This window comes from Mycobacterium alsense, from assembly GCF_002086635.1.
In the GTDB taxonomy this organism is placed as follows: domain Bacteria; phylum Actinomycetota; class Actinomycetes; order Mycobacteriales; family Mycobacteriaceae; genus Mycobacterium; species Mycobacterium alsense.
The window spans coordinates 1-22,132 of record NZ_MVHD01000002.1; the positions used below are offsets into that span (position 1 = coordinate 1).

A 22,132-nucleotide genomic window follows, 5' to 3' on the forward strand; every position below is an offset into this window, starting at 1 on the left:
GCATCCGATGCTGCGCCGCCGCTGCCGGGCACCGTCGAGGCGTTCATGCGCTTGGTCGAGACCGGATGGGACACCGAGGTGGCGCGCCGCCCGTACGGGCAGCACACCACCATGGTGATGCATCTCGACGTCAAGCGGCGGGTCGCGGCGCTGCATCTGGGCCCGCTGCTTTCCGACGCCGAACGCCGATACCTGACCTGTGATGCCACCTGTGAGGCGTGGTTCGAACGTGACGGCGAGCCCATCGGCGCCGGTCGGGTGACCCGGGTGATCAGCCGACGGCTTCGTCGCGCGCTCGAGCACCGCGACCGCACGTGCGCGGTCCCCGGCTGCGGGGCCACCCGGGGTCTCCACGCCCACCACATCCGGCACTGGGAAGACGGCGGTGCCACCGAGCTGGCCAACCTGGTGCTGGTGTGCCCCTATCACCACCGATCACACCACCGCGGCCTGATCACCATCACCGGACCCGCATCCGAGCTCACCGTCACCGACGAAACCGGCCGACCACTAAGCCCCGCATCGCTGGCCCGCCCACCGACGCAAGCCCCACCCACCGTCGCGCCCTGCCCCGGACCTCTCGGCGAACGCGCCGACTGGTGGTGGTACACACCCTTCCAACCCCAACCACCACCCAGCACCAACTAGACCGTTCGTCGAGTGCGCGACGCCCGTCAGCCGTGCAGCGCGCTCGACAGGGCGCGCCCCTGCAGGGCGAACAACGCCTGGGACACCGACCAATCCGGCAGCAGCGAATCGAACCCGTGACAGGTGCGCGGGAACACGTGCAATTCGGCGGAGACCCCGGCGCGCAACAGCGCCAGCGCGTAGTCGATCGCCTCGTCGCGAAACGGATCGACCTCGGCGCAGGTGATCAGCGCCGGTGCCACGCCGCGCAATTCGTCTCGCCGCGCCGGCACAGCCGATCCCGCTCCGGCGTTGTCGGGGCCCAGGTAATGCCGCCACATCTGCTCGGCCGCCTCGCCGTCGAACGCGGGACTGGTGCAGAACTCGGCCTTGGACGCGGTCTCCCGATCGTCCAGCACCGGCTGGTGCAGCAGCTGGAACGCGACCGCCGGCAGCGACCCGTCGGCGGCACCCTGCGCCAGGCACGCCGCCAGGGCGGCGCCGGCGCTGCTGCCCCCGACCGCCAGCCGCGCGGGGTCGACACCCAGCTCGGCGGCGTTGACCGCCACCCAGCGCAGCACGGCGACCGCGTCGTCGAGGGCGGCCGGATAGGGATGCTCAGGCGCCAGTCGGTAGTCGACCGAAACCACGGCGCAGCGGGCGCGCCGCGCGAGGTCCACGCACTGGCGGTGATCGGTGTCCAGGTTGCCCAGCGCGAAGCCGCCGGCGTGGCAGTAGACGACCGCAGGCGCCGGATTCTCCTGCGCCCCGCGGTAGATGCGCACCGCCACGCCGTCCGCGGTGTCGTCGTCGATCCGCACGCCCTGCGCGTCCGTGCGGTCGGCGGCCTCGCGGCGGCGCTGGTTGAACGGCTCGCGCATGAGGTGGATTGCGTCCTGCGAGAAGTCGGTGCGCGTCGTCGCCACCTCGCGCAGGGCGGGATCCAGGCGCTCCCAGCCGTCCAGCTCGGTCATCGGGCCGGTGCCTCGAAGCTGAAGTCGGCGGCCCGGAATCTGCGCGTCATCCCCCAGAAGCTACGCGGGCTGCGCGGCCACTGCGTCACCACGCGCCCGTTGGCGGTGCGGGAGTAGTTGCCGCACCGGGTGACCCACGCCGTGCCGACCATCCACTGGTCGACCTTGGCGACGAAGTCCGCAAATCCGGCGGTCCGCACCGCGACGTGCGTTTTGCCCTTGCGCCGCAGGTACTTCAGCGCGCGCACGACGTAGCGCGCCTGGGCCTCGAGCATGAAGATCACGCTGTTCGACCCGACGGTCCGCCGGGTGCCGCCGACGCCGTCCTCGCGGTCGAAGATGGCGAAGTCGCGAAACCCAGCCCGCGACAGCGGGATTCCCAGGGCCAGGGCGCCCCGTCCGGCACCGATGATGCCGACCGTGGGGGGCGTCATCGGATCTGCAGGCATTGCCCGCCGTCGACGACCAGCTCCGAGCCGGTGATGAAGGACGCCGCGTCGGAGACCAGAAACGCGACGGCGTCGGCGATCTCGGCCGGCTGCCCGATCCGCCCGAAGGCCGACGATGCGGCGAGCCTCAGCTGGGTGGCGTCGTCGAGCATCGGGGTCGCGACGGGTCCCGGGAACACCGCGTTGACCCGGATGCCGAGCGGGGCCAGTTCGGCGGCGGCGGTCTGGGTCAGGCCGCGCAGCGCCCACTTCGCCGAGCCGTAGGCGCCGTGGCTGGGGAAGGGCCGGATCGCCCCGGTGCTGCAGATGTTGACGATCGCGGGGCCGCGTGCCGCGCGCAGCTGCTCGAGCGTCGCCCGGATGCCGAGGAACGCCCCGAAACAGTTGACCCGCCAGGAGCTTTCGAATCCCTCGGCGGTCTCGTCGGCCAGCGACGCCCGGTGCAGCACGCCCGCGTTGTTGACCAGCGCGGTCAGCGCGCCGAATCGCTCCACCGTGGCTCCGACGGCCGCCTCCCATTGCTCCTCGGCGGTGACGTCCAGCGGGATTCCGATGACGGCCTCGTCGCCCAGCTCGTCGACCGCGGCGGTCAGCTCGTCGGCCCGCCGATCACAGGCGGCCACCGAAAGGCCCAGCGCGCGTAAGCGTTTCGCGATCTCCCAGCCTTGCCCCCCGGCGGCTCCGGTCACCAGCGCGACGCGTCCGGTCACGGCGACGCCACCTCCGGGCTGTCGCACAGGCCGCGGCTGGTGACGAACTGGCAGCGCCGCCGCCGGAAACGCCAATGCCCGTCCACCCGGGCCAGCTCGTCGTCGTAAATCGCGGGCCGCAGGTGCAGGTCCCCGGCCCTGACGAATAGCACCTGCGAGCGGGCCGTGGCCGTGTCGTCGCCGACCTCGATCCGCGAGACCCCGGTCAGATGCAGGCCGCGGGGCGCGTCCCGGAACATCTGGCCGATGCCCTCATGACCGGCGAAAGTCCGGCCGTAGACGACGAATTCCCCGTCGGCGGCGAACAACGCGAGGCACGCGTCGACGTCCGCGGTGTCCAGGGCGAGGGCGTAGTCGGCGATGAGCCCGCGGATCGAGGTTTCGTCTTCGGTCATCGCCCGGTCGCCTCCCGCAGGTGCTCGGTCGCCCCGCGGCGCAGCGCCTGGGATTCGGCGGCCAAGGTGATCATCCGGATTCCCAGCTTCGCCATGGCGCGGCCCGTCTTGCCGTCCCCGGCGTGAATGCCGGTGACCAGCCCCGCCTCAGTGGCCGCCCGATGGATGGTCACGACGGCGTCCAGCACCGCAGGATGCTTGGTCGCGCCAACCACGTCCACGCCCATCGACAGGGCCAGGTCGGCGGGCCCGACGTAGAGTCCGGCGAGCCCGTCGACGGCGCAGATCTCGGCCAGACCGGACAGCGCCGCGGCCGTCTCGATCATCGCGAACACGCTCACCCGCGATTCCAGCGCGGCGGGGTCGTGGCCCAGGTCGGCGCGCAGCGGGCCGAAGCTGCGGATGCCCGCCGGCTGGTGGCGGGTGGCGGCCACCGCGGCGGCGGCCTGTTCGGCCGACTCGATCATCGCGATGACGACGGCGTCGGCGCCGGCGTCCAGCACCCGCCCGATCGGCGCCGCGTCGGCGTTGGGCAGGCGTACCACGGTGCCGATGGGCAGGTGCTCGATGCGCCGCAGCGCCCGGGCGATCCCGGCGTCGTCGAGGTAGCCGTGCTGGGCGTCGAAACCCACGTAGTCGTAACCGGCCCTGGCGAATTCCTCGGGTCCGAGCAGCGTCGGCCCGGTGATCCAGCCACCCCAGATCGGGGTGGCCCGGCCCAGCGCCCGCTGCAGGTTGCTCGCCGAATTCTCCGCCATCGTCATTGTCCGATCGCGATCTTGATGCGTTCCGGGTCGGGCCGGGAGGCCAGCTCGAACGCCGCCTGGACGTCGTCAACCCCGAAGGTGTGGGTGAGGTAGGTGCCGAGCAGCTCGGGGTGCTCGGCGGCGAACTTGCCCGCGAGTTCCAGCATCCGCCGCCGCTCCAGCGTCACACCGGATTTCAGCGTCAGGTTGTTGCGCAGCATGTGGCGCATGCTGATCGGGTAGGCGTCGTCATCGGCGACGCCGAAGTAGAAGACGGTCCCGCCGGGCGCGGCGGCCTGAATGGCGTGCCCCAGGGTGGCCACCTGGTGCCCGACGGCCTCGATGACGACGTCGGCGCGGTCGCCGGGGGCCAGCTGGCTGACCCACCGGTCGCTGGTGGCGCGCACGGGGTCGTCGACCCCGAACGCCGTTGCGTGGCTTGCCCGGTCGACGGGGTCGACCCCGGTGACGCGCCGGGCGCCGGCCGCCTTGGCGACGTAGGAGAACAGCAGGCCGATCGAGCCCTGCCCGATGACGGCGACGTGGCGGCCCGACAGGTCCGGCAGTTGCTCGCAGGCGTAGAGGACGCAGGCCAGCGGCTGCAGGCCGATGGCCCGCGCCGGGGTCAGCGCGGGGTCGTAGGGAAGCAGCATGTTGCCATCGCTGACCACGCGTTCCATCAGCCCGTCGAAGCCGGACGCCCAGCCCACCACGCGGTCGCCGGGGCGGTGCTCGGGGTGGCGGCTCGCGATCACCTCCCCGGCGACCTCGTGGATCGGGAACCCGTCCTTCTCGGCGGCGCCGCTGCCGTCGTCCCCGGGCAGCCGGCCCCGGTTACCGCGAAAGGCCGGCAGGTCGCTGCCGCACACGCCCGCCGCCGAAAACCGCAGCAGGACTTGGCCATCGGTCAGCTGTTCGGGTGTGCGGTCGGGGATCGACGTCCGTTCGAACAGGTAGGGCGCGACGATCCGGTAGGACCACACGTCAGACCTCCACCGGGATCTTGTTCCATCCCCACTGGAAGCTGGACGGCAGCCGGGTGGCGGCGTCGCCGTTGATCGCGTAGTCGGGGACGCGGCGCAGCCATTCGCCCAGCAGCACATCGATTTCCAGCCGCGCCAGGTGGTAGCCGATGCAGAAGTGCTGGCCCCGGCCGAAGGCCAGCGAGCGGCGGATGGGACGGTTCCACACGAAATCGTCGGGGTCGGGGTACTCCCGCTCGTCGCGGGCGGCCGACGCCAAAAGGGTGATGATCCGCTGGCCGGGCCGGATCGTCTGGTCGTGAATCGCGAAGGGCTTCCGCGCCGTTCGGGCGAACCACTGCGCCGGCGCGCAGAACCGGATCATCTCCTCGCGCACGATCGGCACGTTGGTGTCGGGATCCGCGCACACGGCGGCCATCTGGTCGGGCCGCCGGCCGAGCTCCCATAGCCCGTGGGCGACGATCTTGGGGACCGTCTCGGTCCCGCCGATGAAGATGCACAGCATCTGGGTGGCGACCTCGACGTCGTCGAGCGCGCTGCCGTCGGGCAGGCGATATCCGAGCAGGCCGTCCACAATGGGGAGGCCCGGCAGCCCGTCTGATTCGGCGCGGCGGCGCCGCACCGAGGGCACCAGGTATTCGAAGTAGTTGGGCCGCGACTCGGCGGTATCCACGCCCACCCCCGGCTCCGCGAGGCTGCCGGCGTTCACGGCCGCCAGCACCCGCGGCGCGAGATCGGTTGGGATACCCAGCAATTCGCACACGACGGAGGCCACCACGATCCCGCCATAGTCCTGGGTGAGGTCGAACGACCCCCGCGGCAGCAGGAGGTCGAGGCGTTCGTTGGCCAGCGCGCGGATCCTGCCCTCGAGCGCGGCGACGGACCTGGGCCGCAGCGGCTGGGAGTGGGCCCGGCGGATCGCGCCGTACAGCTCGGCGCCGAACACGGCGTGAAACGGCAGCGGGTGCAGCGGCGGGTCGTCGACCGGCCCGGCGTTGTGCTTGGCCAACACCGACGCGGCGGGCAGCGTGCCCTCCGAGGCGACGAACGTCCCGTCGTTGACCTCCAGCACCCGCCAGATGTCGTCGAAGCGCGACAGCGCGTAGGTGTCCCACTGCGGCATGTAGTACACGGGGTGCTCGTCGCGCAGGGTTCGGTAGTACGGCAACGGGTTTGCCATGACGTCCGCGTCGAACGGGTCGTACCGGAAGTTCACTGCAGTGGCGAGGGCGGTAGGGCCTGCAGGATGGAGTCTTCCCAGCCGTCGCGCAGGGCGGGCGCCACGCTCATCCAGGTGACGATCTCGGCGGGCGGGCTCTCCTTCCAGGACGGGTAGTGATTGGCGAAGCACTCCCAGCCGCCGTCCAGCGCCCAGTAGTGGATGACTTCGTTGTAGCGGAAGGTGGTGGTGAACGAGCCCAGCCAGCGCTTGCCGGTGCGCTCGGACCAGGGGACGTAGAGCCGCTCCAGCTCGCGGATGTAGTCGTCCTGGCGGCCCGGCTTGGTCTGCATGATCTCCTGGATGACCAGCGGCGCAGTGAAATTGGACTCGCGCAGCTGGGCCAGCGTCTTGTTGCTGGGGCCGGGGTACATGATCCGGCCCTCCCCCGAGGCGCCGGTATCGGCCAAAAACGCCGACCACTTGGCCGCCGCGGCCTCGTGGCTGCCGCCGCGGGCCTGCGCGGCGCCGATCCTGGCGTAGTCGGCGAACCCGTCGACCTCCCAGATGATCGTCACCTGCGGCCAGTGGCCGTTGTAGGGGGTGGTCTCCCAGATCGCGAACAGCCGGGCGCCGAGCTCGTCCATCATCGGCTGGTAGGTGCCGGTGAACGCCTCGGTGAAGCCGTCGGCGCGCCCGGATCCCAGCGAGATCGTCTCGTGCAGGTAGAGCAGTGTGTGGCCGTAATACTTCTTCATGGACTAGTCGAGCGGGATCAGCCCGGAGTCGACCGGCAAACGCGAGACCTTGTCGCACAGCAGCGGCTCGGTGGGATCGACCGTGTCGCAGTCAATTTCGGCCGCCGCCAGCGCGTGGCCCTTGAATCGGCGCGCCGCCGCGCTGAGCACATGCTGGGCCCGTGTCATGGCGCGGTTGACCGCCAGCGGCCAGCCGTCACCCCACAGTGCGACCTCGGTCAGCCGGTCGTCGAGGCACTCGAGCACCTTGTCCCGCACCTGCGCGTCGGCGGCGAACGCCTCGGCGCTCACCGCCAGGCTGTGGGTCGTCGAGCCCGCCGAGGCCGCCTGCGGGTCCAACGCCCGCACCCCGAGGATGCGCAGCGGGCGGGTGTCGCAGCCGTGCGGCAGCAGCATGTTCACTTGCCAACCGGCCATCACCCGGTCATAGAGGAAGCCGCCGGCCGATCGCACGACGTCGGCGGGGCTGGACGCGACGACGTCCAGCCGATATCGCAGACCCTCCCCGTCCGCGCGGGCCGCTCGTGCGGCGGCAACCCGGCTGTTGTGGCTGATGTCGATCGTTGGAGTGGCCATCAATCCGTTCCTCACCGCCGCACGTCGGGCGCGTTGGCGGCACTGCAGGGTTTGACATGGGCGTGTTGTCACCCGACAGCGTGACACTTCGGGCCAAATTTGTAAAGGTGCCTAGCCTGCGGATTGCCCGCCTCGCCGGGCCTTGAGTTCGGCGAGAACCTCGTCGGTGTGCTGCCCCAGCTGCGGCGCCACCCAGCGGGGCGCCCACGGGGTGCCGTGGAAGTCCGCCGGCGTGGCCACCATCGCGACGCCGCCGTCGGCATCGGGGACCACGGGGACGTCGATGATCCCGCCGGCGGCGTGGAACTGCTCGTCGGCCACCACGTCCTCGAGCGCGTTGACCGGCGACCAGAACAACTCGGGTTCGCCCGCGAAGATCTGCGCCCACTCGTCGAGTGGGCGCGTCGCGAAGATCGCGTCCAACTCGGCGATGAGCTGCACCGCGTTGGCCGCGCGGGACCGGGCGTCGCCGAACCGGGGGTCGTCGTCGCCCCAGCCGGGGCGCCCCACCGCCCGGCACAGCGCGGGCCAGTGCCGCTCGGCCTCCAGCCCGACCAACCAGAACCGCCGCCCGTCCCCGGCGGTGTAGTTGTTCATGCACGGGTTGCCCATCGTTTCGCGCTGCCCGATCGCGATCGGCTGGCCGGTCAGCAGGTAGGTGTTGAGGTCGAAGCTGACGGTGTAGGCGCCCTGGCGGTACAGCGAGGTGGTCACCAGCTGGCCGGTGCCGGTGCGGTCGCGGGCCAGCAGCGCCGCGCACACGGCCGCGGCCAGGGTCATGCCCGCCGAGTGGTCGCCCATGCCGCCGCGCTGGAACGGTGGCGTGTCGCCAGGCCGGGTCAGCAGGTGGGCCACGCCCGCGCGCGACCAGAACGCGGCCACGTCGTAGGCGGCGCGGTCGGCGTCGGGGCCGGTCTCGCCGTACCCGGTGATCAGGCCGTAGACCAGACGCGGGTGGCGCACCGACACCGACTCGAAGTCGAGGCCTAGGCGTTGCAACGCGCCGGGGCGCACGTTGGTCAGGAAAACGTCTGCGTCCGAAAGCAATTCGAACGCGGTGGCGCGGCCCTCGTCGGTGGTCAGGTCCAACACGACGCTGCGCTTGGAGCGGTTGTCCATCTCGAACGGCGGGTTGACGCCCAGGTCGCAACCCAGCATCTTCCCGAACAGCCGCCCGGGGTCGCCGGTCGGCGGCTCGATCTTGATGACGTCGGCGCCCCAGTCGGCCAGGATCCCGCCGGCGGCCGGTCCGGCCACCCACACCCCGAGCTCGACGACCTTCAAGCCTTCCACCGGTCCCGCCATGGCTAACTTCCTACCCTGTGGTGCGGCCGAGTCTCCCAACCGGGGCACACGGTTGGCGTCCCCGTCCCGCGGCCGCCGGTCAAGCGGCCTCGACCAAGAGCACGCTCGCCGACGATTCGCCGGCCAATCGGCCGAACCGCGTAATTCCGCGGTGGCGGGGGCGTACCTACGCGTGCCGTCACCGCAACTATCGGCGATTTCGCCGATGTTTCGGCGGCATATGTCGCCGCATGCTGGCTAGCATGAGCGAAAGTAGCTGGAGCGACGTGAACATGAGCGAGCTTCCGACGGGAACCGTCACGTTGTTGCTGGCCGACGTCGAGGGGTCGACCCGGTTGTGGGAAACCCAGCCCGAGGCGATGACGGCCGCGCTGGCTCGCCTTGACCGGATGCTGTCCGACGCGGTCGCCGCTCGCGGCGGGGTGCGGCCCGTCGAGCAGGGGGAAGGCGACAGCTTCGTCATCGCGTTCGCGCGCGCTGCCGACGCGGTTGCCTGCGCGTTGGACTTGCAACGGGCGCCGCTGGCGCCCATCAAGCTACGCATCGGGGTCCACACCGGTGACGTGCAGCTGCGCGACCCAACCAGTACACAGGGCAACTACATCGGCCCGACGATCAACCGCACGGCCCGGCTTCGCGACCTCGCCCACGGCGGGCAGACGGTGCTGTCGGGCGCGACGGAACCGCTCGTCGTCGACCAGCTCCCGCCGGATGTCACGCTGACGGACCTCGGCTTTCACCCGTTGCGCGACATGCCCCGCCCCGAGCGGGTGGTGCAGCTGTGCCACCCGGACCTTCACAATGACTTCCCACCACTGCGCACCGCCAATGTCCTTGCGACCGAACGTCTTCCGATGCAATTGACGAGTTTCATCGGGCGCCGGACGGAAATGAGCGAGATTCGTCGCGCACTTGCCGAGCATCGGCTTGTCACGCTGACGGGCGCGGGTGGAGCGGGCAAGACGCGGCTGGCGGTGCAGATCGCCGCCGACATCGCCGGTGAGTTCGCCGACGGGGTTTGGTACGTCGACCTGGCGCCGATCACCGACCCCGAACTCGTACCCTTCGCCGCGACCCGCGCGCTGGGTATGCCCGACCAGCCCGGCCAATCGACGATGGAGGTGCTGCGGCGCTTCATTCGCGACCGCCAGATGCTGGTGTTGCTCGACAACTGTGAACACCTGCTCGATGCGAGCGCCGCCTTGATCACCGACCTGTTGCGTGTGTGCCCGGCGTTGACGCTGCTGACGACGAGCCGCGAACCGATCGGGGTGGGCGGTGAGGTGAGCTGGCGGGTGCCCTCGCTGTCGCTCACCGACGAAGCGGTTGAGCTGTTCGGCGACCGCGCCCGCCGAACCAAGCCCGAATTCCGAGTCACCCCCGAGATCAACGACACCGTCATCGAGATCTGTCGACGGCTCGACGGCCTGCCACTGGCCATCGAACTTGCCGCCGCCCGCGTCCGCGCTCTGTCTCCGACGGAGATCCTCGACAGCCTGCGCGACACATTCCGGCTGCTGACCGGCGGTGCCCGCACCGCGGTGCGTCGCCAACAAACCTTGCAGGCCTGTGTGGATTGGTCGCACGCGTTGCTGTCCGAACCAGAACAAGTGCTGTTCCGAAGGCTGGCGGTGTTTCTCGGCGGGTTCGATCTCGGCGCCGCCCAGGCCGTGGCCGGCGGGGGCGACCTGGGGCGATTCCAAATGCTCGACCAGCTGACGCTGCTGGTCGACAAGTCGCTGTTGGTCGCCGAGGTCGGCAAGCACGGAACCCGGTATCGCCTACTCGAGACCGTGCGCCAGTACGCGCAGCAAAGGCTCGGCGAATCCCGCGAAGGCGACGAGGTGCGTGCTCGCCACCGCGACCACTACATCGCGATGGCCCACCTCCTCGATGCTCCGGCGGGCTCCGGCCACGACCGCCGCATCGAACAGGTCGAGGCCGACATCGACAACCTGCGGGCGGCCTTCGCCTGGAGCAGGGAAGGCTCGAACCCCGGCCACGCGCTGACGCTCGCGGCGGCGTTGCTACCGCTTTGGGTGACACGGCGCCGCATGCAGGAGGGACTGGACTGGCTCGATGCGGCCCTTGCCGATGCGGACACCGAGGGTGCCGAGGAATCGGTGGCCCGCGTACGGGCGTCGGCCGCCAGGGCCGCCCTGCTGGGATTCACGGGAATGGCGGTCGATCTCGACACCGAGCGGATCCTGGCATCGGCGCGCGAGGTTGGCGATCCGGCGGTCGTGGCGCGGGCCCTGACCGCATGCGGTTGCTTCGCCAACGACAACCGAGAGGGAGGTGACGCGTACTTCGACGAGGCGGCCGACCTCGCCCGTGGCATCGGCGATTTCTGGTGGCTGGGACAAATCCTCTTCTTACAGGCGTCGTTCGCCGTCCTGTTCGGCGAACTGGACGTGGCGGAGGCAGCCGCCGAGGAAGGAAATCGGATCGCCGAAAACATGGCCGCCGGCGCCTTGTCACGCCAATTCCGGTACATCTTCGCCTGGACACGGATCCTGCGCGGTGACCTGACCACAGCGCTCGGTCAGCTGCACAAATTGGACGAGGAGCTGACCGCGGCGCGAGATGGATTGTTCTGGGTGCACGTGCCGGCGTGTGAAGCGATGGTGCTGGCCTACCAAGGACACACGGAGCTGGCCCGCAAAACCGTTGAAGGGGCCCTGCAACGCGCGTCCGACTCCTTTCACGCCCACCTCGCCACCGTGCACTCGGCCTTCGGCTATGTCCACCTGGCCGCGGGCGACGCCGCGGCAGCGTGGCAGGCGCTCGAAGCGGGGCGCGAGATCACCGGAATGTACGTCCAACTGGCCTCCCTGTACATCTGGGCGGCGCTGGCCCCGCTGGCGTGCGGCGATCTCGCCGCGGCCCGCCGCTGGGCGGACGACGTGGTGGCGGCGACCAGGACGTGGTGTCTGGCCGCAGCATTGACCTCCCGTGCGCGCGTAAGGATCGCGGAGGCCGAACTCGATGCGGCCGAGCGCGATTCCTTCGACGCGCTGGACGTGGCCGCCCGCCTCGGCGGCAACCTGATCGTTCCGTTCGCGCTCGACTGCCTCGCCGGCGTGGCGGGCGATTCGGGCGACCATACGCGCGCCGCGCGACTGTTCGGCGCCGCGGACGGGGCCCGTCGGCACATGGGCATGGCGCGCTTCAAGGTCCTGGAGATCGAGGATGCGAAACAGATGGCGGCGCTCCGTGAAGCCATGGGCCAGAACGATTTCGAGGCCGCGTGGGCCGAGGGCGCGGCATTGTCCATCGAGGACGCGATCGCCTACGCGCAACGCGGCCGCGGTCAACGCAAACGCGCAAGCACCGGCTGGGCATCGCTGACGCGCGCGGAGCTCGACGTCGTGAAACTCGTCAACGAGGGCCTGGGCAACAAGGACATTGCCGCACGCCTCTTCATTTCACCGCGCACGGCACAGGCCCACCTCACCCACATCTTTGCCAAGCTGGGACTGCGTTCCCGGCTGCAACTCGCGCAGGAGGCCGCTCGGCACGCATAACAGCCCCCGGCCCGCGCTAGGTTGAAATCGGGCAGGCTCGTAACGCATCGGGAAGGAACGCCATGTCCCTGGTAGCCGGGCGAGGGCCGCTGAGCGCCGATCCCGCCGGGCGGTTTTCCCCGCCGGTGCCCGACGGTGTCGTCTACGTCGAGCCGCACCCGCGGCGCGTGCAGGCCATCCGCGACGGGCGCGTGGTGCTCGACACCGAGCGGGCGCTGCTGGTGCACCGGCGGGGCCGCCCGCTGAGCTACGCGTTCCCCGTCGACGAGGTCGCCGGCCTGCCCACCGAGCCCGAGCCCGAGGCGCCGGGCTTCGTCCACGTCCCGTGGGACGCCGTCGACACCTGGCTGGAGGAGGGCCGCGAACTCGTCCACTACCCGCCCAACCCCTACCACCGCATCGACTGCCGGCCGACGAAGCGGCGCCTGCGCGTCTCGGTCGCCGGCGCGGTGTTGGTGGACACCGACGACACGGTGATCCTGTTCGAGACCGCGCTCGAGCCGCGGCTCTACGTCGACCCGGCGCATGTGCGCACCGACCTGCTGCGCGCGTCGGAGACCTCGAGCTACTGCAACTACAAGGGCTTCGCGACGTACTGGTCCGCCGTCGTCGGCGGGCAAGTAATCGACGACGTCGCGTGGAGCTACGCGGATCCGCCCCCGGAAAGCCTGCCCGTCAAAGGGTTTCTGAGTTTCGACGCCGCCCGCTGCGACGTCGCCGCCGAACTGCCGCGCACCTAGCCGTAGCTCGGTCGTCCCAGCTTGAGCTCGTGCTGGGCGATCATGTTGCGGAACACCTCCAGCGTCCCGCCGTAGATGCCCATCGGCAGCGCCAGCCGGAAGAGCTGCTCCGTCGCGCCCTCGTCGGCCGAACCCGCGGCGTCCGTCGGCAACGCCGACACCGCCCCCACGAGGTCCATCAGCTCCGGGGAGACGTCGCGCATCGTTTGGGCCAGCGCGACGCGACCGAACATGCCCGGGGTGGACAGCGCCGCCTCGATCCGGGCGACGCTGCGCCCCAGTCGATACTTCACCGCCTCGGAGGCGGTGCCGCCGACGATGCCCGCGACCTTGTCCACCGCCTCGCCCATCAGCCGGCCGTGCTCGCTCATCGCCGCGATGTTCTGCAGCCCATGGCTTTCCGCGTCCACCAGGCCGTGCTCGGAGTCCAGCGCCGAGCGCATCACCGTCCAACCACCGTTCACCTCGCCGATGCGGTAGAGGTCGTCGACGCGCACGTCGCTGTAGTACACGATGTTGGTGCGGTCGCCGTCGAGCGTGCGGATGGGCTGGATCTCGATGCCCGGCGTGTCGAGTGGCACCAGGAACATGGTGAGGTTCTTGTGTTTCGGCCCCTGCGGGTCGGTGTTGGTGAGCAGGAAGACGTACCTGGCGTTCTGCGCGTTCGAGGTGAACATCTTGGAGCCGTTGATGATCCAGGTCGGGCCGTCGCGGACCGCCCGGGTCTTGCACGTGGCGACGTCGGAGCCGCCCTCGGGTTCGGTGTAGCCCAGGCAGAGCCGGATCTCGCCGGACAGCACCCCGGGCAACACCCGCGCCGTGAGCTCCGGCGCCCCGAACTGGCGCACCAGCTTCGCCACCACGGAGGTGGTGCCCCAGTGGTACCACGGGGTGTGGGCACGACCGATCTCGAGCTCGAAGATGCGCCGGCGAACGGGGCTGAACCCGCCCTCGGACTCCAGCTTCCAGTCCGAGGCCAGGTACCCGGCCTCGCCCAACGCCAGATGCACTTGCTCGTCGAAGTTTTCGCCGAACTCCCGCTGCCGCTGCAGCACCTCCTCGGTGACGTGCTTGGCCAGGAACGCGCGGAGCTCGTCGAGGAAGACCTGGTCCTCGGCGCCGAGTTCGACCGGTGAGAAGTCCATCTACATCGCTTCGATCACGTCGGCGCGGAACCGGTCGAGGGTTTCCAGCGCGTGCGCTAGGCCGTCACCGGGCAGGTGGACGCTCACCCACGTCACCCCCAGGGCCGCAAGCTTTTCCAACCCCCCGAGGTACGCGTCGGCGTTGAACTCGTCGCCGGCGGGGCTACCGCCCTCGAAGTTGGTGAAGGTGACGTCGATCGTCGAGAAGTCCCGGCCCGCCGCGTCGCACCGACGCCGCAGATCGTCGATGCCCTCGGTGAGGCGCTGCACCGAGTCTATGACGGCCGTGCCCGCGGTCTGGGCCAGCTGCGGCGGGGCGGGAAACGGGCACCAGCCGTCGCCGTACTGCGCCACCCGCTGGCGAGCGGCCGCCGTGTTGCCGCCGATCCAGATCGGCGGGGGACTGGCCGGCCGCGGATGCGCGGTGATCCCGCGGGCGCTGAAATGCCTTCCCTCGAAGGAGATGTCGTCACCCGACCATATCGCGCGGATCACCTGCAGCGCTTCCTCGAACAGGTCGGCGCGCTCGTCGTAGCTCACCCCGAGCGCCGCGAATTCCCGCCTGAGGTAGCCCACCCCGACGGCCAGCGTGAAGCGCCCGCCCGAGAGCAGATCCAGCGTGGCACCGGACTTGGCCACCACGAACGGGTTTCGATAGGGCAGCACGACGATGTTGGGAATCAGGCGCAGGGTGGTGGTGCGGGCCGCGGCGAAACCCAAAGCGACGAAGGGATCCACCGCGTCGTGGCCCCCGGCGTCCAGCCAGCGCTGCGAGGGCGCCGGGTGATCGGTGAAGCCGAACCCGTGGATCCCCGCCGCCTCGGCCGCCGCCGCGACCGTCGCGATGCCCTCCCCCGCAACCAATTCCGGGTTGTACGGATGGGTGTGCATCGGGTGGGTGAAGGCGAAGCGCATGGCGTCAGAACCGGGCGCTGGAATCGATCGCCGTGTCGCTGGTGCGCAACGGCCGGATAAGGGCCTCCTGGGCGAAGGACGCCAGCAGCTCGCCCTCCTGCGCGTGCACGGTGCCGCGCACGTACGACATCCCCGCACCGACCTGGGTGCTCTCGTGGGTGTAGAGCAGCCACGCGTCCCAGCGCACCGGCTCGTGGAACGCGACCGAGATCGTCATCGGCGCGGTCGAGACGGTGAGGTGCGCCTGGGCGGTGCCGATGCCGGGATGCGCCCGCATGGTGGTGGAGATCCCGAGATGGCCGGTGAAGTAGGCGACCAGAGCCTTGGCCAGGTCGTCGCGGGTGGGGATCGTGTCGTAACGCAGCCACGCGTAGAGCTCCGGCGGCCCGACCTCGTCGGGGCTGTTGACGTCGACGACGTCGACCAGGCGCAGCTCCCGCCCGGCCATCGGCATCTCCGACAGGTGCGCGTCGGCCGGCGCGGCGACGTCGGGGCGCGGCAGGTGGTGGCGGATCACGTCCCCGGTCGGGACGTCGGCCAGCACGGTGATGCTCAGGCAGCGCCGCCCGTTCTGGTGCACGGCGACCACCGCCGTGGCGGTGGACCGGCCCTCGGCGACCACGTCGAGGACCAACTCGATCGGCGGGCCGACGGCCACGGCGCGGGAGAACACGGCGTGCGCGGAACGCACCGACTTGTCCGGAAATCGTTTGGCCACCGCGACAATCGCCTGGGCGAGCACCTGGGTGCCCTCCACCACCTGGCGGCCGTCCCCGACGTCGGCGCCGGTTTCGGCGGTGAACCGGTCCTGCCCGTCGGCGTGCACGTCGAACAGGTCCAGCAGGCGCGGCACGGTCCACTCGGTCGGCGTCGATTCCTCGGAAGTCTTGGTCAAATCCGTTCCACCTCTCGCGCTCGCGGCTCAGGGCTCAGCGTGACACTTTGTGCAAGATTTGTAAAGCTTGGCTAACGACATCCCCGCGGCCGGGCGCGCGGGATCGGCGCGATTGACACCGGCACACGTCGTGCATGACACTTTTGCGGTGTTTTGTAAAGCGGAGGGCCTGGTCGAGGGGGTGCGCGGATGATTCCCGAGCCCCTGGCCAAGGGATTCTGCTTCGGTGAGGGACCGCGCTGGTTCGAAGGGCTGCTCTGGTTCTCCGACATGCTGGGCGAAGCCGTGCACACCGCGGACATGCGCGGCTCGCTGACCACGCTGCCGCTGCCCGGGCAGTCGCCGTCGGGCCTGGGGTTTCGTCCCGACGGGTCGCTGCTGATCGCCTCGGCGGAGAACCGCCAGGTGCTGCTCTACGACGGCGAAACGGTGGTCACCGTCGCCGACCTCGCCGATCGGACCGAGGCCAACCTGGGCGACATGGTCGTCGACGACGCCGGGCGCGCCTACATCGGATGCCAGGCGTTCTCCGGCGGCGCGATCATCCGCCTCGACGCCGACGACAGCCCCAGCGCCACCGTCGTCGCCGAGGACCTCGATTTCCCCAACGGCATGGTGATCACCCCCGACCGCAAGACGCTGATCGTCGCCGAATCGACGGGCCGCCGGCTGACCGCGTTCAGCATCGGCGCGGACGGCGGGCTGGGCGGCCGGCGGGTTTTCGCCGACGGCCTGGACGGCCCGCCCGACGGCATCGCGCTGGACGCCGAGGGCGGGGTGTGGGCGGCGATGACGCTGGCCCACGAGTTCGAGCGGATCGTCGAGGGCGGGGCCGTGACCGACCGCATCGACATGGGTGAGCGGGTGCCCATCGCGTGCGCGCTCGGCGGCCCGGCGCGGCGCACGCTGTTCCTGCTGTCGAGCACCGACGCTTATCCCCGGCGGCTGGTGGGCACCCGGCTCTCGCGGCTGGACGCCGTGACCGTCGACATCCCGGGCGCGGGCCTGCCCTGACGAAAGGTGCACGATTGACCGACGCGTACTACGAGCTCATCGACCAGGCCGACGCGCTGGGCGAAAAGTTCCGGGCGACCGACCTGGCGCGCGGCACCTGGTCGGCGGCGATCCAGCACGGCGGGCCGGTGTCGGCGCTGCTGGTGCGGGCGCTGGAGCGCTGCGCCCAACGCGACGACACCCGCCTGGCGCGGGTCGTCATCGACCTGCTGGGCGGGGTGCCCGCGGAGGGCGACCTGTGGGTCAGATCGCAGGTGCAGCGCGGCGGCAAACAGATCGAGCTGGTCGGCGCCGAGCTGCTGGCCCCGGGCCCCGACGGCCAACCCCGGCCGGTGGCGCGCGCCACCGGCTGGCGGTTGCAGCGGCTGGACACGCGGGCGCTTTCCCACTCCGCCGCGCCGCCGCCCCGGCCGCGCGGCGCGGCCTACGACCGCAACCTCACGGCCAGGGACTGGGACCGCAACTACGTGCACAGCCTGGAGTGGCTGTGGCTGACCGAGCCGCTGAGCGAAGGCCCCGGGGAATCCTGGATCAGACCGACCGTGGACCTCGTCAACGGCGAGACCATGACCCCGCTGGAGCGCCTGTTCGCGGTGGCCGACTGCGCCAACGGCATCGGCAGCAAGCTCGACATCAGCAAGTGGACGTTCCTCAACACCGACCTGGCCGTGCACGTGTTCCGGGTTCCCGACGGCGACTGGATCGGCATCCGCGCGGAAACCAGCTACGGGCCCGACGGCGTCGGGACGACGGTCGGCACGCTGTTCGACGAGCGGGGCGCGGTGGGCGCCATCCAGCAGTGCGTGCTGGTGCGCGGGCGCCCGCCCAAGCCCGGGCGGGAAGCGAAAACACCGTGACACGCCCGCCCTACTTCGTAAAGATTCAGATATGAGCCGGCCGGCCCCAGCGGCAGAGTTCGACACCTCGACGCGTCAGCGCATCCTCGACGCCACCGCCGAGGTGCTCGGCCGCAACGGCAAGACCAAGCTCAGCCTGTCGGAGGTGGCCACCCAGGCGGGCGTCTCCCGGCCCACGCTCTACCGCTGGTTCGCGTCGAAAGAGGAGCTGCTGACGGCGTTCTCGCAATACGAGCGACAGACCTTCGAAAGCGGCTTGGTCAAGGCCACCTCGGGGCTGAAGGGCGCCGACAAGCTCGACGCCGTGCTGCGGTTCATCGTCGAGTACCAGGATTCGTACTCGGGCGTGCGCATGGTCGACGTGGAGCCCGAGCACACCATCGCGCAGTTCTCGCGCGTCATCCCGCAGATGCGCGCCGGCCTGCAGCGCCACCTTTCCGGACCCAACGCCGCGGTGAAGGCGGCGACCGTGATCCGGATCGCCATCTCGCACTACATCGTTCGCAGCGACGACGCCGACCAGTTCCTCGAGCAGCTGCGCCACGCCGTCGGCATCAAGGGCAGCACTTAATGCCCGCGAAACTGTAACTGGCGACGCGCTTCTCGAGTAACGGCGTCGGTAGTTACAGTTTCGCGGCGAGGGCGATCAGAACAACACCGCGGCGTTGAGGTAGCCGGTCGGGTCCAGCGCGGCCTTGACCGCCCGCATCGCGGCGATGTCCGCGGGCTCCCGCGACATGTGCAGGTACGGGCGTTTGCGGCTGCCCACGCCGTGCTCGGAGCTGACGTTGCCGCCGCACTCGGCGATGAGGTCCATCATCGGCGCGTAGAGCGCCTGCTCGCGCTCGACGGGGCAGCGCAGCACGTTGAGGTGCAGGTTGCCCTCGCCGACGTGGCCGAACAGCACCGGTATCGCCTCGGCAACCCGCGCGCGCACCAACGCGACCGCGTCGCGGGCGAACCCGCCGATTGCCGCCAAGGGCAGCGACACGTCGAACTTCAGCGGCGGCCCGTACACGCCGAGCACCTCGGCCAGCGATTCTCGAACGCGCCACAACCGTTGCTGCGCAACGGCATCCACGCCCACCGCGGGCTCACCACATAACCGCGCGCCGTCCAGCAGCGAGGCCAGCCGTTCGGTCTGGTCGTGGTCGGCGGCCAGCTCCACCAAGAGCAGCCAATCGCCCTCGACGGGCGCGCCCACGCCGAGATTTTCGGCGGTCAGCGCGGCGGCCCGGCGGTCGATCAACTCCAGCGCCGCGATCCCGTCCACGTCCCGAAACGTGCGGCCGGCCTCGATCAGCGCCTCGAGGTCGGCGAACCCGCAGACCGCGGTCACCCGGTGCGACGGGGTGGGGTGCAGCCGCAGGTCCAGCGCGGTGATGACGCCGAGCGTGCCCTCGGCGCCCACGAACAGCGCCGGCAGGTCGTAGCCGGTGTTGTCGCGGCGCACCAGGCTGCGGCGGCGGAGCAGCGAACCGTCGGGCAGCGCCACCTGCAGGCCGACGACCTGCTCGCCCATGTTGCCGTAGCGAACGGTGCGCAACCCGCCGGCGTTCGTGGAGGCCATGCCGCCGACGGTCGCGGTGTCGCGCGCGGCCAGGTCCACGCCGAACACCAAACCCGCTGCGGCGGCGGCGGTTTGCACGGCGGACAGGGTGGCCCCGGCGCCCGCCGAGAGGCGGCGCTCGACGGTGTCGACCTCGCCGAGGACGCAGAGGCGCTCGGTGGACACCAGCACGTCGTCGTGCTCGGGGACGGTGCCGGCCACCAGCGAGGTGCGGCCGCCCTGCACCGTCACGTTCGCGCCGGCATCGCGGCACGCCCGCAGCACCTCGGCGACCTGCTCGGGTGACCCCGGCCGCACCAGCGCGCTGGCCCGCCCGCGGTAGCGGCCGGTGTGGTCGACGCTGCGGCCGGCCAGCACGTCGGGGTCGGTCACGACGTGGTTGGAACCGACGATCTCTTCGAGGCCCGCCGGAGTGCGTGGCATGCTCGCGGTTATACCAACCGGCGGCGCCCGCGGTTCAGCCGACGCTGCGTTTCTGTCGCTCGGACAGGAAGGTCGACCAGGACACCACCTCGGGGTGGTGCTGCAGCAAGGCTCGCCGCTGCCGCTCCGTCATGCCGCCCCAGATACCGAATTCCACCCGGTTGTCCAGGGCCTCCGCCGCGCACTCCTGCATGACGGGGCAGTGGCGACACAGCGCCGCGGCCTTGCGCTGGGCGGCGCCGGTGACAAAGAGCCCGTCGGGATCGGCGTCCGCGCACAAGGCTTTCGACGCCCAACCGCCGACGGCTTCCGCCGCGGCCGGGCCGCGGGCCACTCCGCGTACCGCAAGGTGTGGCCTTCGATCGGCGGGCCATGATCCTTTCATGAGCTGTCCCCCTCTCACGACACGAGATCCCGCAGGCGGGTGCGTCCCAGCATGGTTCCCGCGCGCTACGCGGCCTAAACAACACGGGTTGAATAGCCCGGGGGCCGTGGGTCAGAACTGCTTGTGCGGCACGTCGGTGACCAGCCCGCCGTCCATCACGAACTCGCTGCCTGTCGTGTACGACGACTCGTCGCTGGCGAGGAAGAGCACGAACGTCGAGACCTCACGCGACTCGCCCGGGCGACCCAGCGGGACGGTGACCATGTCCTCGGGCAGCTTCTCGGTCATCGGGGTGCGGATGAACCCGGGATGGATCGAGTTGACCCGGATGTTCAACGGCGCCAGCTCCAGCGCCGCCGACTTGGCCAGCCCGCGCACCCCCCACTTCGACGCGACGTAGGGGTGCACGGCGGGCGCGCCGCGCAGCCCCTCGATCGACGACACGTTGATGATCGAGCCGCCCCCGGCCGCTGTCATGGGGTCGACGGCCACCCGCATGCCCAGGAACGTGCCCGTCAGGTTGACGTCAATCACCTTCTGCCACTTGCCCAGGTCGAAATTCCGCAGTTGCCCGAGGGCGACGATGCCGGCGTTGTTGACCAACACGTTGAGCTTGCCGAAGTCGGAGATCGCCGTGGCGACCGCGGCGTCCCACTGGTCGGGCTGGGTGACGTCGAGGTGGACGTAGCGCGCCGCGTCACCGATGTCGGCGGCCAGCGCCTTGCCCTCCTCGTCGAGGACGTCGCCGATCACCACCTTGGCGCCCTCCTCCACCAACAGCCGCGCGTGCGAGGCGCCCATGCCGCGAGCCCCACCACTGATCAGCGCGACCTTGTCGTCTACCCGTCCCACTCGCAACTCCCTTCGATTAGGTGGACACCAAATTGCTTGGCGCGTAAAGGCCCTTCCCGGTCACCAGCGGGAGGTCGAGTGTCGTCACGATGCCGGGCGGCGCCGCGATGACGTCCGGGATGGCGTTGACGATGCGCCCGGCCGCCCCGGCGATCGCGGCGTGGTTGTGGTCGCCCTTGCGACTGCCGGGCGCGATGTCCACGGCGTAGGACGGCTCGCCGGTGATCTCGATGCGGTACGAGCCGGCGCCCGAAGCCGGTTGCCGCCATTCGGGTTTCAGGTCGGGGCGCAACCGGGTGATGTGCTCGATGACGATGGCCGGGTGCCCGTTGACCATCCCGCGGATCTCGAACTGCAGCGCGGCGAGCGTGCCCTTGGCGACGTGGCCGACCGCGATGTCGAAGTCTTCGGGCGCCGGCTCGCGCTGGTATGACTCGGTGATCTCGTCGACCTCGATGCCCAGACCGGCGGCCAGCTGACGGATGGCCGTCCCCCACGCGATGCCGAGCACGCCCGGCTGCAGCAGCATCGGCACCTCGTCCAGGGGACGGGCGAACCCCATGTAGTTCATTACCTCCGAGCCGTCGTAGCTCGCGTAGTCGTGGATCTCCATGCAGCGCACCTGCTCGATGCGCTGGCAGGTTCCGGCGAGCGCGAACGGGATCAGATCGTTGACGAACCCCGGGTCGACACCGCTGATGAAGATGCTCGAATTGCCTTGCCGGGCAGCGTCTTGCACCCGGCCGATGTACTTGTCGGGCATGACGCCCCAGGGGTACTGCAAAAGCCCGGGCGACGATCCGACCACGTTGACGCCGGCGGCGAGGATGCGCATGACGTCGGCCATCGCGTCGGGGAGCCGGGTGTCGCCCATGGCGCAGTAGACGACGCACTCGGGCCGGGTGGCCAAAACGGTGTCGAGGTCCCCGACCGCGCTGACGCCGGTCGCGGTGGGCTCGTCCAGGCCGACGCCGCACAGTTCCCCGGCGTCCCTGCCCACCTTCGCCGGGCTGGACACGCACACGCCGGTCAGTTCGAACCGCGGGTTGGCGATCAGCTGGGCCAGGGCCAGGCCGCCGACATTTCCGGTGCCGACGTGCGCGACGCGGATGGCCATGAGAAATCTC

22 protein-coding genes and 1 pseudogene are annotated in these 22,132 nt (G+C 70.5%); 6 read left to right on the plus strand and 17 right to left on the minus strand.

Annotated features, from left to right (window positions below; translation table 11 throughout):
• Positions 1–648 (plus strand): HNH endonuclease signature motif containing protein (locus BST11_RS01400; RefSeq protein WP_142276157.1); only part of this gene is annotated, 648 nt, incomplete at its 5' end.
• A gap of 26 nt (positions 649–674) precedes the next feature.
• On the opposite strand, the gene BST11_RS01405 is transcribed toward BST11_RS01400, so the two are convergent.
• From BST11_RS01405 to BST11_RS01450, 10 genes and pseudogenes are all read right to left on the minus strand, one after another.
• Positions 675–1,601, minus strand: coding sequence for an alpha/beta hydrolase (locus BST11_RS01405; protein ID WP_083136244.1), 927 nt, complete (start codon positions 1,599–1,601; stop codon positions 675–677).
• Positions 1,598–1,915, minus strand: a pseudogene (locus BST11_RS01410) (NAD(P)/FAD-dependent oxidoreductase); the annotation flags it as partial. The gene BST11_RS01405 and the pseudogene BST11_RS01410, both read right to left, overlap by 4 nt.
• 116 nt (positions 1,916–2,031) lie before the next feature.
• Positions 2,032–2,760 (minus strand): SDR family NAD(P)-dependent oxidoreductase, encoded by a 729-nt coding sequence (locus tag BST11_RS01415; RefSeq protein WP_083136245.1) that lies wholly within the window; start codon positions 2,758–2,760, stop codon positions 2,032–2,034.
• Positions 2,757–3,155 (minus strand): nuclear transport factor 2 family protein, encoded by a 399-nt coding sequence (locus tag BST11_RS01420; RefSeq protein WP_083136246.1) that lies wholly within the window; start codon positions 3,153–3,155, stop codon positions 2,757–2,759. The genes BST11_RS01415 and BST11_RS01420 overlap by 4 nt, the downstream gene beginning before the upstream one ends.
• Positions 3,152–3,913, minus strand: a complete 762-nt coding sequence (locus tag BST11_RS01425) for an HpcH/HpaI aldolase family protein (RefSeq protein ID WP_083136459.1) — start codon at positions 3,911–3,913, stop codon at positions 3,152–3,154. Before BST11_RS01425 ends, BST11_RS01420 begins: the two co-directional genes overlap by 4 nt.
• 2 nt (positions 3,914–3,915) lie before the next feature.
• A complete protein-coding gene (locus BST11_RS01430; protein WP_083136247.1) occupies positions 3,916–4,884 on the minus strand; it encodes a zinc-binding dehydrogenase in 969 nt (322 codons plus the stop codon).
• 1 nt (position 4,885) lies between these two features.
• Positions 4,886–6,100 (minus strand): cytochrome P450, encoded by a 1,215-nt coding sequence (locus BST11_RS01435; protein WP_083136248.1) that lies wholly within the window; start codon positions 6,098–6,100, stop codon positions 4,886–4,888.
• Positions 6,097–6,801, minus strand: a complete 705-nt coding sequence (locus BST11_RS01440; RefSeq protein ID WP_083136249.1) for an NIPSNAP family protein — start codon at positions 6,799–6,801, stop codon at positions 6,097–6,099. The genes BST11_RS01435 and BST11_RS01440 overlap by 4 nt, the downstream gene beginning before the upstream one ends.
• 3 nt (positions 6,802–6,804) lie before the next feature.
• Positions 6,805–7,377, minus strand: coding sequence for a hypothetical protein (locus tag BST11_RS01445; RefSeq protein ID WP_083136250.1), 573 nt, complete (start codon positions 7,375–7,377; stop codon positions 6,805–6,807).
• Between the two features lie 111 nt (positions 7,378–7,488).
• Positions 7,489–8,682, minus strand: coding sequence for a CaiB/BaiF CoA transferase family protein (locus tag BST11_RS01450; protein ID WP_083136251.1), 1,194 nt, complete (start codon positions 8,680–8,682; stop codon positions 7,489–7,491).
• 242 nt (positions 8,683–8,924) lie between these two features.
• On the opposite strand from BST11_RS01450, the gene BST11_RS01455 reads away from it, so the two are divergent.
• Entirely contained in the window at positions 8,925–12,209 is a 3,285-nt protein-coding gene (locus BST11_RS01455) for a helix-turn-helix transcriptional regulator (RefSeq protein ID WP_169834862.1), read from the plus strand.
• Between the two features lie 62 nt (positions 12,210–12,271).
• Positions 12,272–12,949, plus strand: a complete 678-nt coding sequence (locus BST11_RS01460; RefSeq protein WP_083136253.1) for a DUF427 domain-containing protein — start codon at positions 12,272–12,274, stop codon at positions 12,947–12,949.
• On the opposite strand, the gene BST11_RS01465 is transcribed toward BST11_RS01460, so the two are convergent.
• Genes BST11_RS01465 through BST11_RS01475 form a run of 3 tightly spaced genes read right to left on the minus strand, consistent with a single transcriptional unit; the run spans position 12,946 to position 15,904 of the window.
• The gene (locus BST11_RS01465; protein WP_083136254.1) at positions 12,946–14,094 is read right to left on the minus strand and encodes an acyl-CoA dehydrogenase family protein; all 1,149 of its coding nucleotides are present in this window, start codon (positions 14,092–14,094) and stop codon (positions 12,946–12,948) included. The genes BST11_RS01460 and BST11_RS01465 overlap by 4 nt on opposite strands.
• Positions 14,095–15,009 (minus strand): LLM class F420-dependent oxidoreductase, encoded by a 915-nt coding sequence (locus BST11_RS01470; protein ID WP_083136255.1) that lies wholly within the window; start codon positions 15,007–15,009, stop codon positions 14,095–14,097.
• Between the two features lie 4 nt (positions 15,010–15,013).
• Positions 15,014–15,904 (minus strand): acyl-CoA thioesterase, encoded by an 891-nt coding sequence (locus tag BST11_RS01475; protein WP_083136256.1) that lies wholly within the window; start codon positions 15,902–15,904, stop codon positions 15,014–15,016.
• Positions 15,905–16,093: 189 nt separating this feature from the next.
• On the opposite strand from BST11_RS01475, the gene BST11_RS01480 reads away from it, so the two are divergent.
• From BST11_RS01480 to BST11_RS01490, 3 genes are read left to right on the plus strand one after another with little or no spacing between them, the layout of a single operon-like run.
• Positions 16,094–16,918 (plus strand): SMP-30/gluconolactonase/LRE family protein, encoded by an 825-nt coding sequence (locus BST11_RS01480; RefSeq protein WP_083136257.1) that lies wholly within the window; start codon positions 16,094–16,096, stop codon positions 16,916–16,918.
• A gap of 14 nt (positions 16,919–16,932) precedes the next feature.
• Positions 16,933–17,775, plus strand: coding sequence for a thioesterase family protein (locus BST11_RS01485; RefSeq protein ID WP_083136258.1), 843 nt, complete (start codon positions 16,933–16,935; stop codon positions 17,773–17,775).
• Between the two features lie 31 nt (positions 17,776–17,806).
• Positions 17,807–18,346, plus strand: a complete 540-nt coding sequence (locus BST11_RS01490; protein ID WP_083136259.1) for a TetR/AcrR family transcriptional regulator — start codon at positions 17,807–17,809, stop codon at positions 18,344–18,346.
• Between the two features lie 75 nt (positions 18,347–18,421).
• On the opposite strand, the gene BST11_RS01495 is transcribed toward BST11_RS01490, so the two are convergent.
• From BST11_RS01495 to BST11_RS01510, 4 genes are all read right to left on the minus strand, one after another.
• The gene (locus tag BST11_RS01495) at positions 18,422–19,768 is read right to left on the minus strand and encodes an FAD-binding oxidoreductase (RefSeq protein WP_083136260.1); all 1,347 of its coding nucleotides are present in this window, start codon (positions 19,766–19,768) and stop codon (positions 18,422–18,424) included.
• A gap of 34 nt (positions 19,769–19,802) precedes the next feature.
• Positions 19,803–20,153: a WhiB family transcriptional regulator gene (locus tag BST11_RS01500; protein WP_083136261.1), complete on the minus strand. Its 351-nt coding sequence runs from the start codon at positions 20,151–20,153 to the stop codon at positions 19,803–19,805.
• Positions 20,154–20,264: 111 nt separating this feature from the next.
• Positions 20,265–21,005, minus strand: coding sequence for a glucose 1-dehydrogenase (locus tag BST11_RS01505; protein ID WP_067326780.1), 741 nt, complete (start codon positions 21,003–21,005; stop codon positions 20,265–20,267).
• A 16-nt stretch (positions 21,006–21,021) separates the two neighbouring features.
• Positions 21,022–22,122 (minus strand): NAD(P)H-dependent amine dehydrogenase family protein, encoded by a 1,101-nt coding sequence (locus BST11_RS01510; protein WP_083136262.1) that lies wholly within the window; start codon positions 22,120–22,122, stop codon positions 21,022–21,024.
• Positions 22,123–22,132: the final 10 nt, after the last annotated feature.

What these genes read in the sequence shown, in the direction of transcription:
- BST11_RS01405 (WP_083136244.1), bottom strand. Translation starts at nt 1,601, where the DNA reads ATGACCGAGCTGGACGGCTGGGAGCGCCTGGATCCCGCCCTGCGCGAG.
- BST11_RS01420 (WP_083136246.1), bottom strand. Translation starts at nt 3,155, where the DNA reads ATGACCGAAGACGAAACCTCGATCCGCGGGCTCATCGCCGACTACGCC.
- BST11_RS01425 (WP_083136459.1), bottom strand. Translation starts at nt 3,913, where the DNA reads ATGGCGGAGAATTCGGCGAGCAACCTGCAGCGGGCGCTGGGCCGGGCC.
- BST11_RS01440 (WP_083136249.1), bottom strand. Translation starts at nt 6,801, where the DNA reads ATGAAGAAGTATTACGGCCACACACTGCTCTACCTGCACGAGACGATC.
- BST11_RS01445 (WP_083136250.1), bottom strand. Translation starts at nt 7,377, where the DNA reads ATGGCCACTCCAACGATCGACATCAGCCACAACAGCCGGGTTGCCGCC.
- BST11_RS01450 (WP_083136251.1), bottom strand. Translation starts at nt 8,682, where the DNA reads ATGGCGGGACCGGTGGAAGGCTTGAAGGTCGTCGAGCTCGGGGTGTGG.
- BST11_RS01455 (WP_169834862.1), top strand. Translation starts at nt 8,925, where the DNA reads ATGAGCGAAAGTAGCTGGAGCGACGTGAACATGAGCGAGCTTCCGACG.
- BST11_RS01460 (WP_083136253.1), top strand. Translation starts at nt 12,272, where the DNA reads ATGTCCCTGGTAGCCGGGCGAGGGCCGCTGAGCGCCGATCCCGCCGGG.
- BST11_RS01465 (WP_083136254.1), bottom strand. Translation starts at nt 14,094, where the DNA reads ATGGACTTCTCACCGGTCGAACTCGGCGCCGAGGACCAGGTCTTCCTC.
- BST11_RS01470 (WP_083136255.1), bottom strand. Translation starts at nt 15,009, where the DNA reads ATGCGCTTCGCCTTCACCCACCCGATGCACACCCATCCGTACAACCCG.
- BST11_RS01480 (WP_083136257.1), top strand. Translation starts at nt 16,094, where the DNA reads ATGATTCCCGAGCCCCTGGCCAAGGGATTCTGCTTCGGTGAGGGACCG.
- BST11_RS01490 (WP_083136259.1), top strand. Translation starts at nt 17,807, where the DNA reads ATGAGCCGGCCGGCCCCAGCGGCAGAGTTCGACACCTCGACGCGTCAG.
- BST11_RS01495 (WP_083136260.1), bottom strand. Translation starts at nt 19,768, where the DNA reads ATGCCACGCACTCCGGCGGGCCTCGAAGAGATCGTCGGTTCCAACCAC.
- BST11_RS01500 (WP_083136261.1), bottom strand. Translation starts at nt 20,153, where the DNA reads ATGAAAGGATCATGGCCCGCCGATCGAAGGCCACACCTTGCGGTACGC.
- BST11_RS01510 (WP_083136262.1), bottom strand. Translation starts at nt 22,122, where the DNA reads ATGGCCATCCGCGTCGCGCACGTCGGCACCGGAAATGTCGGCGGCCTG.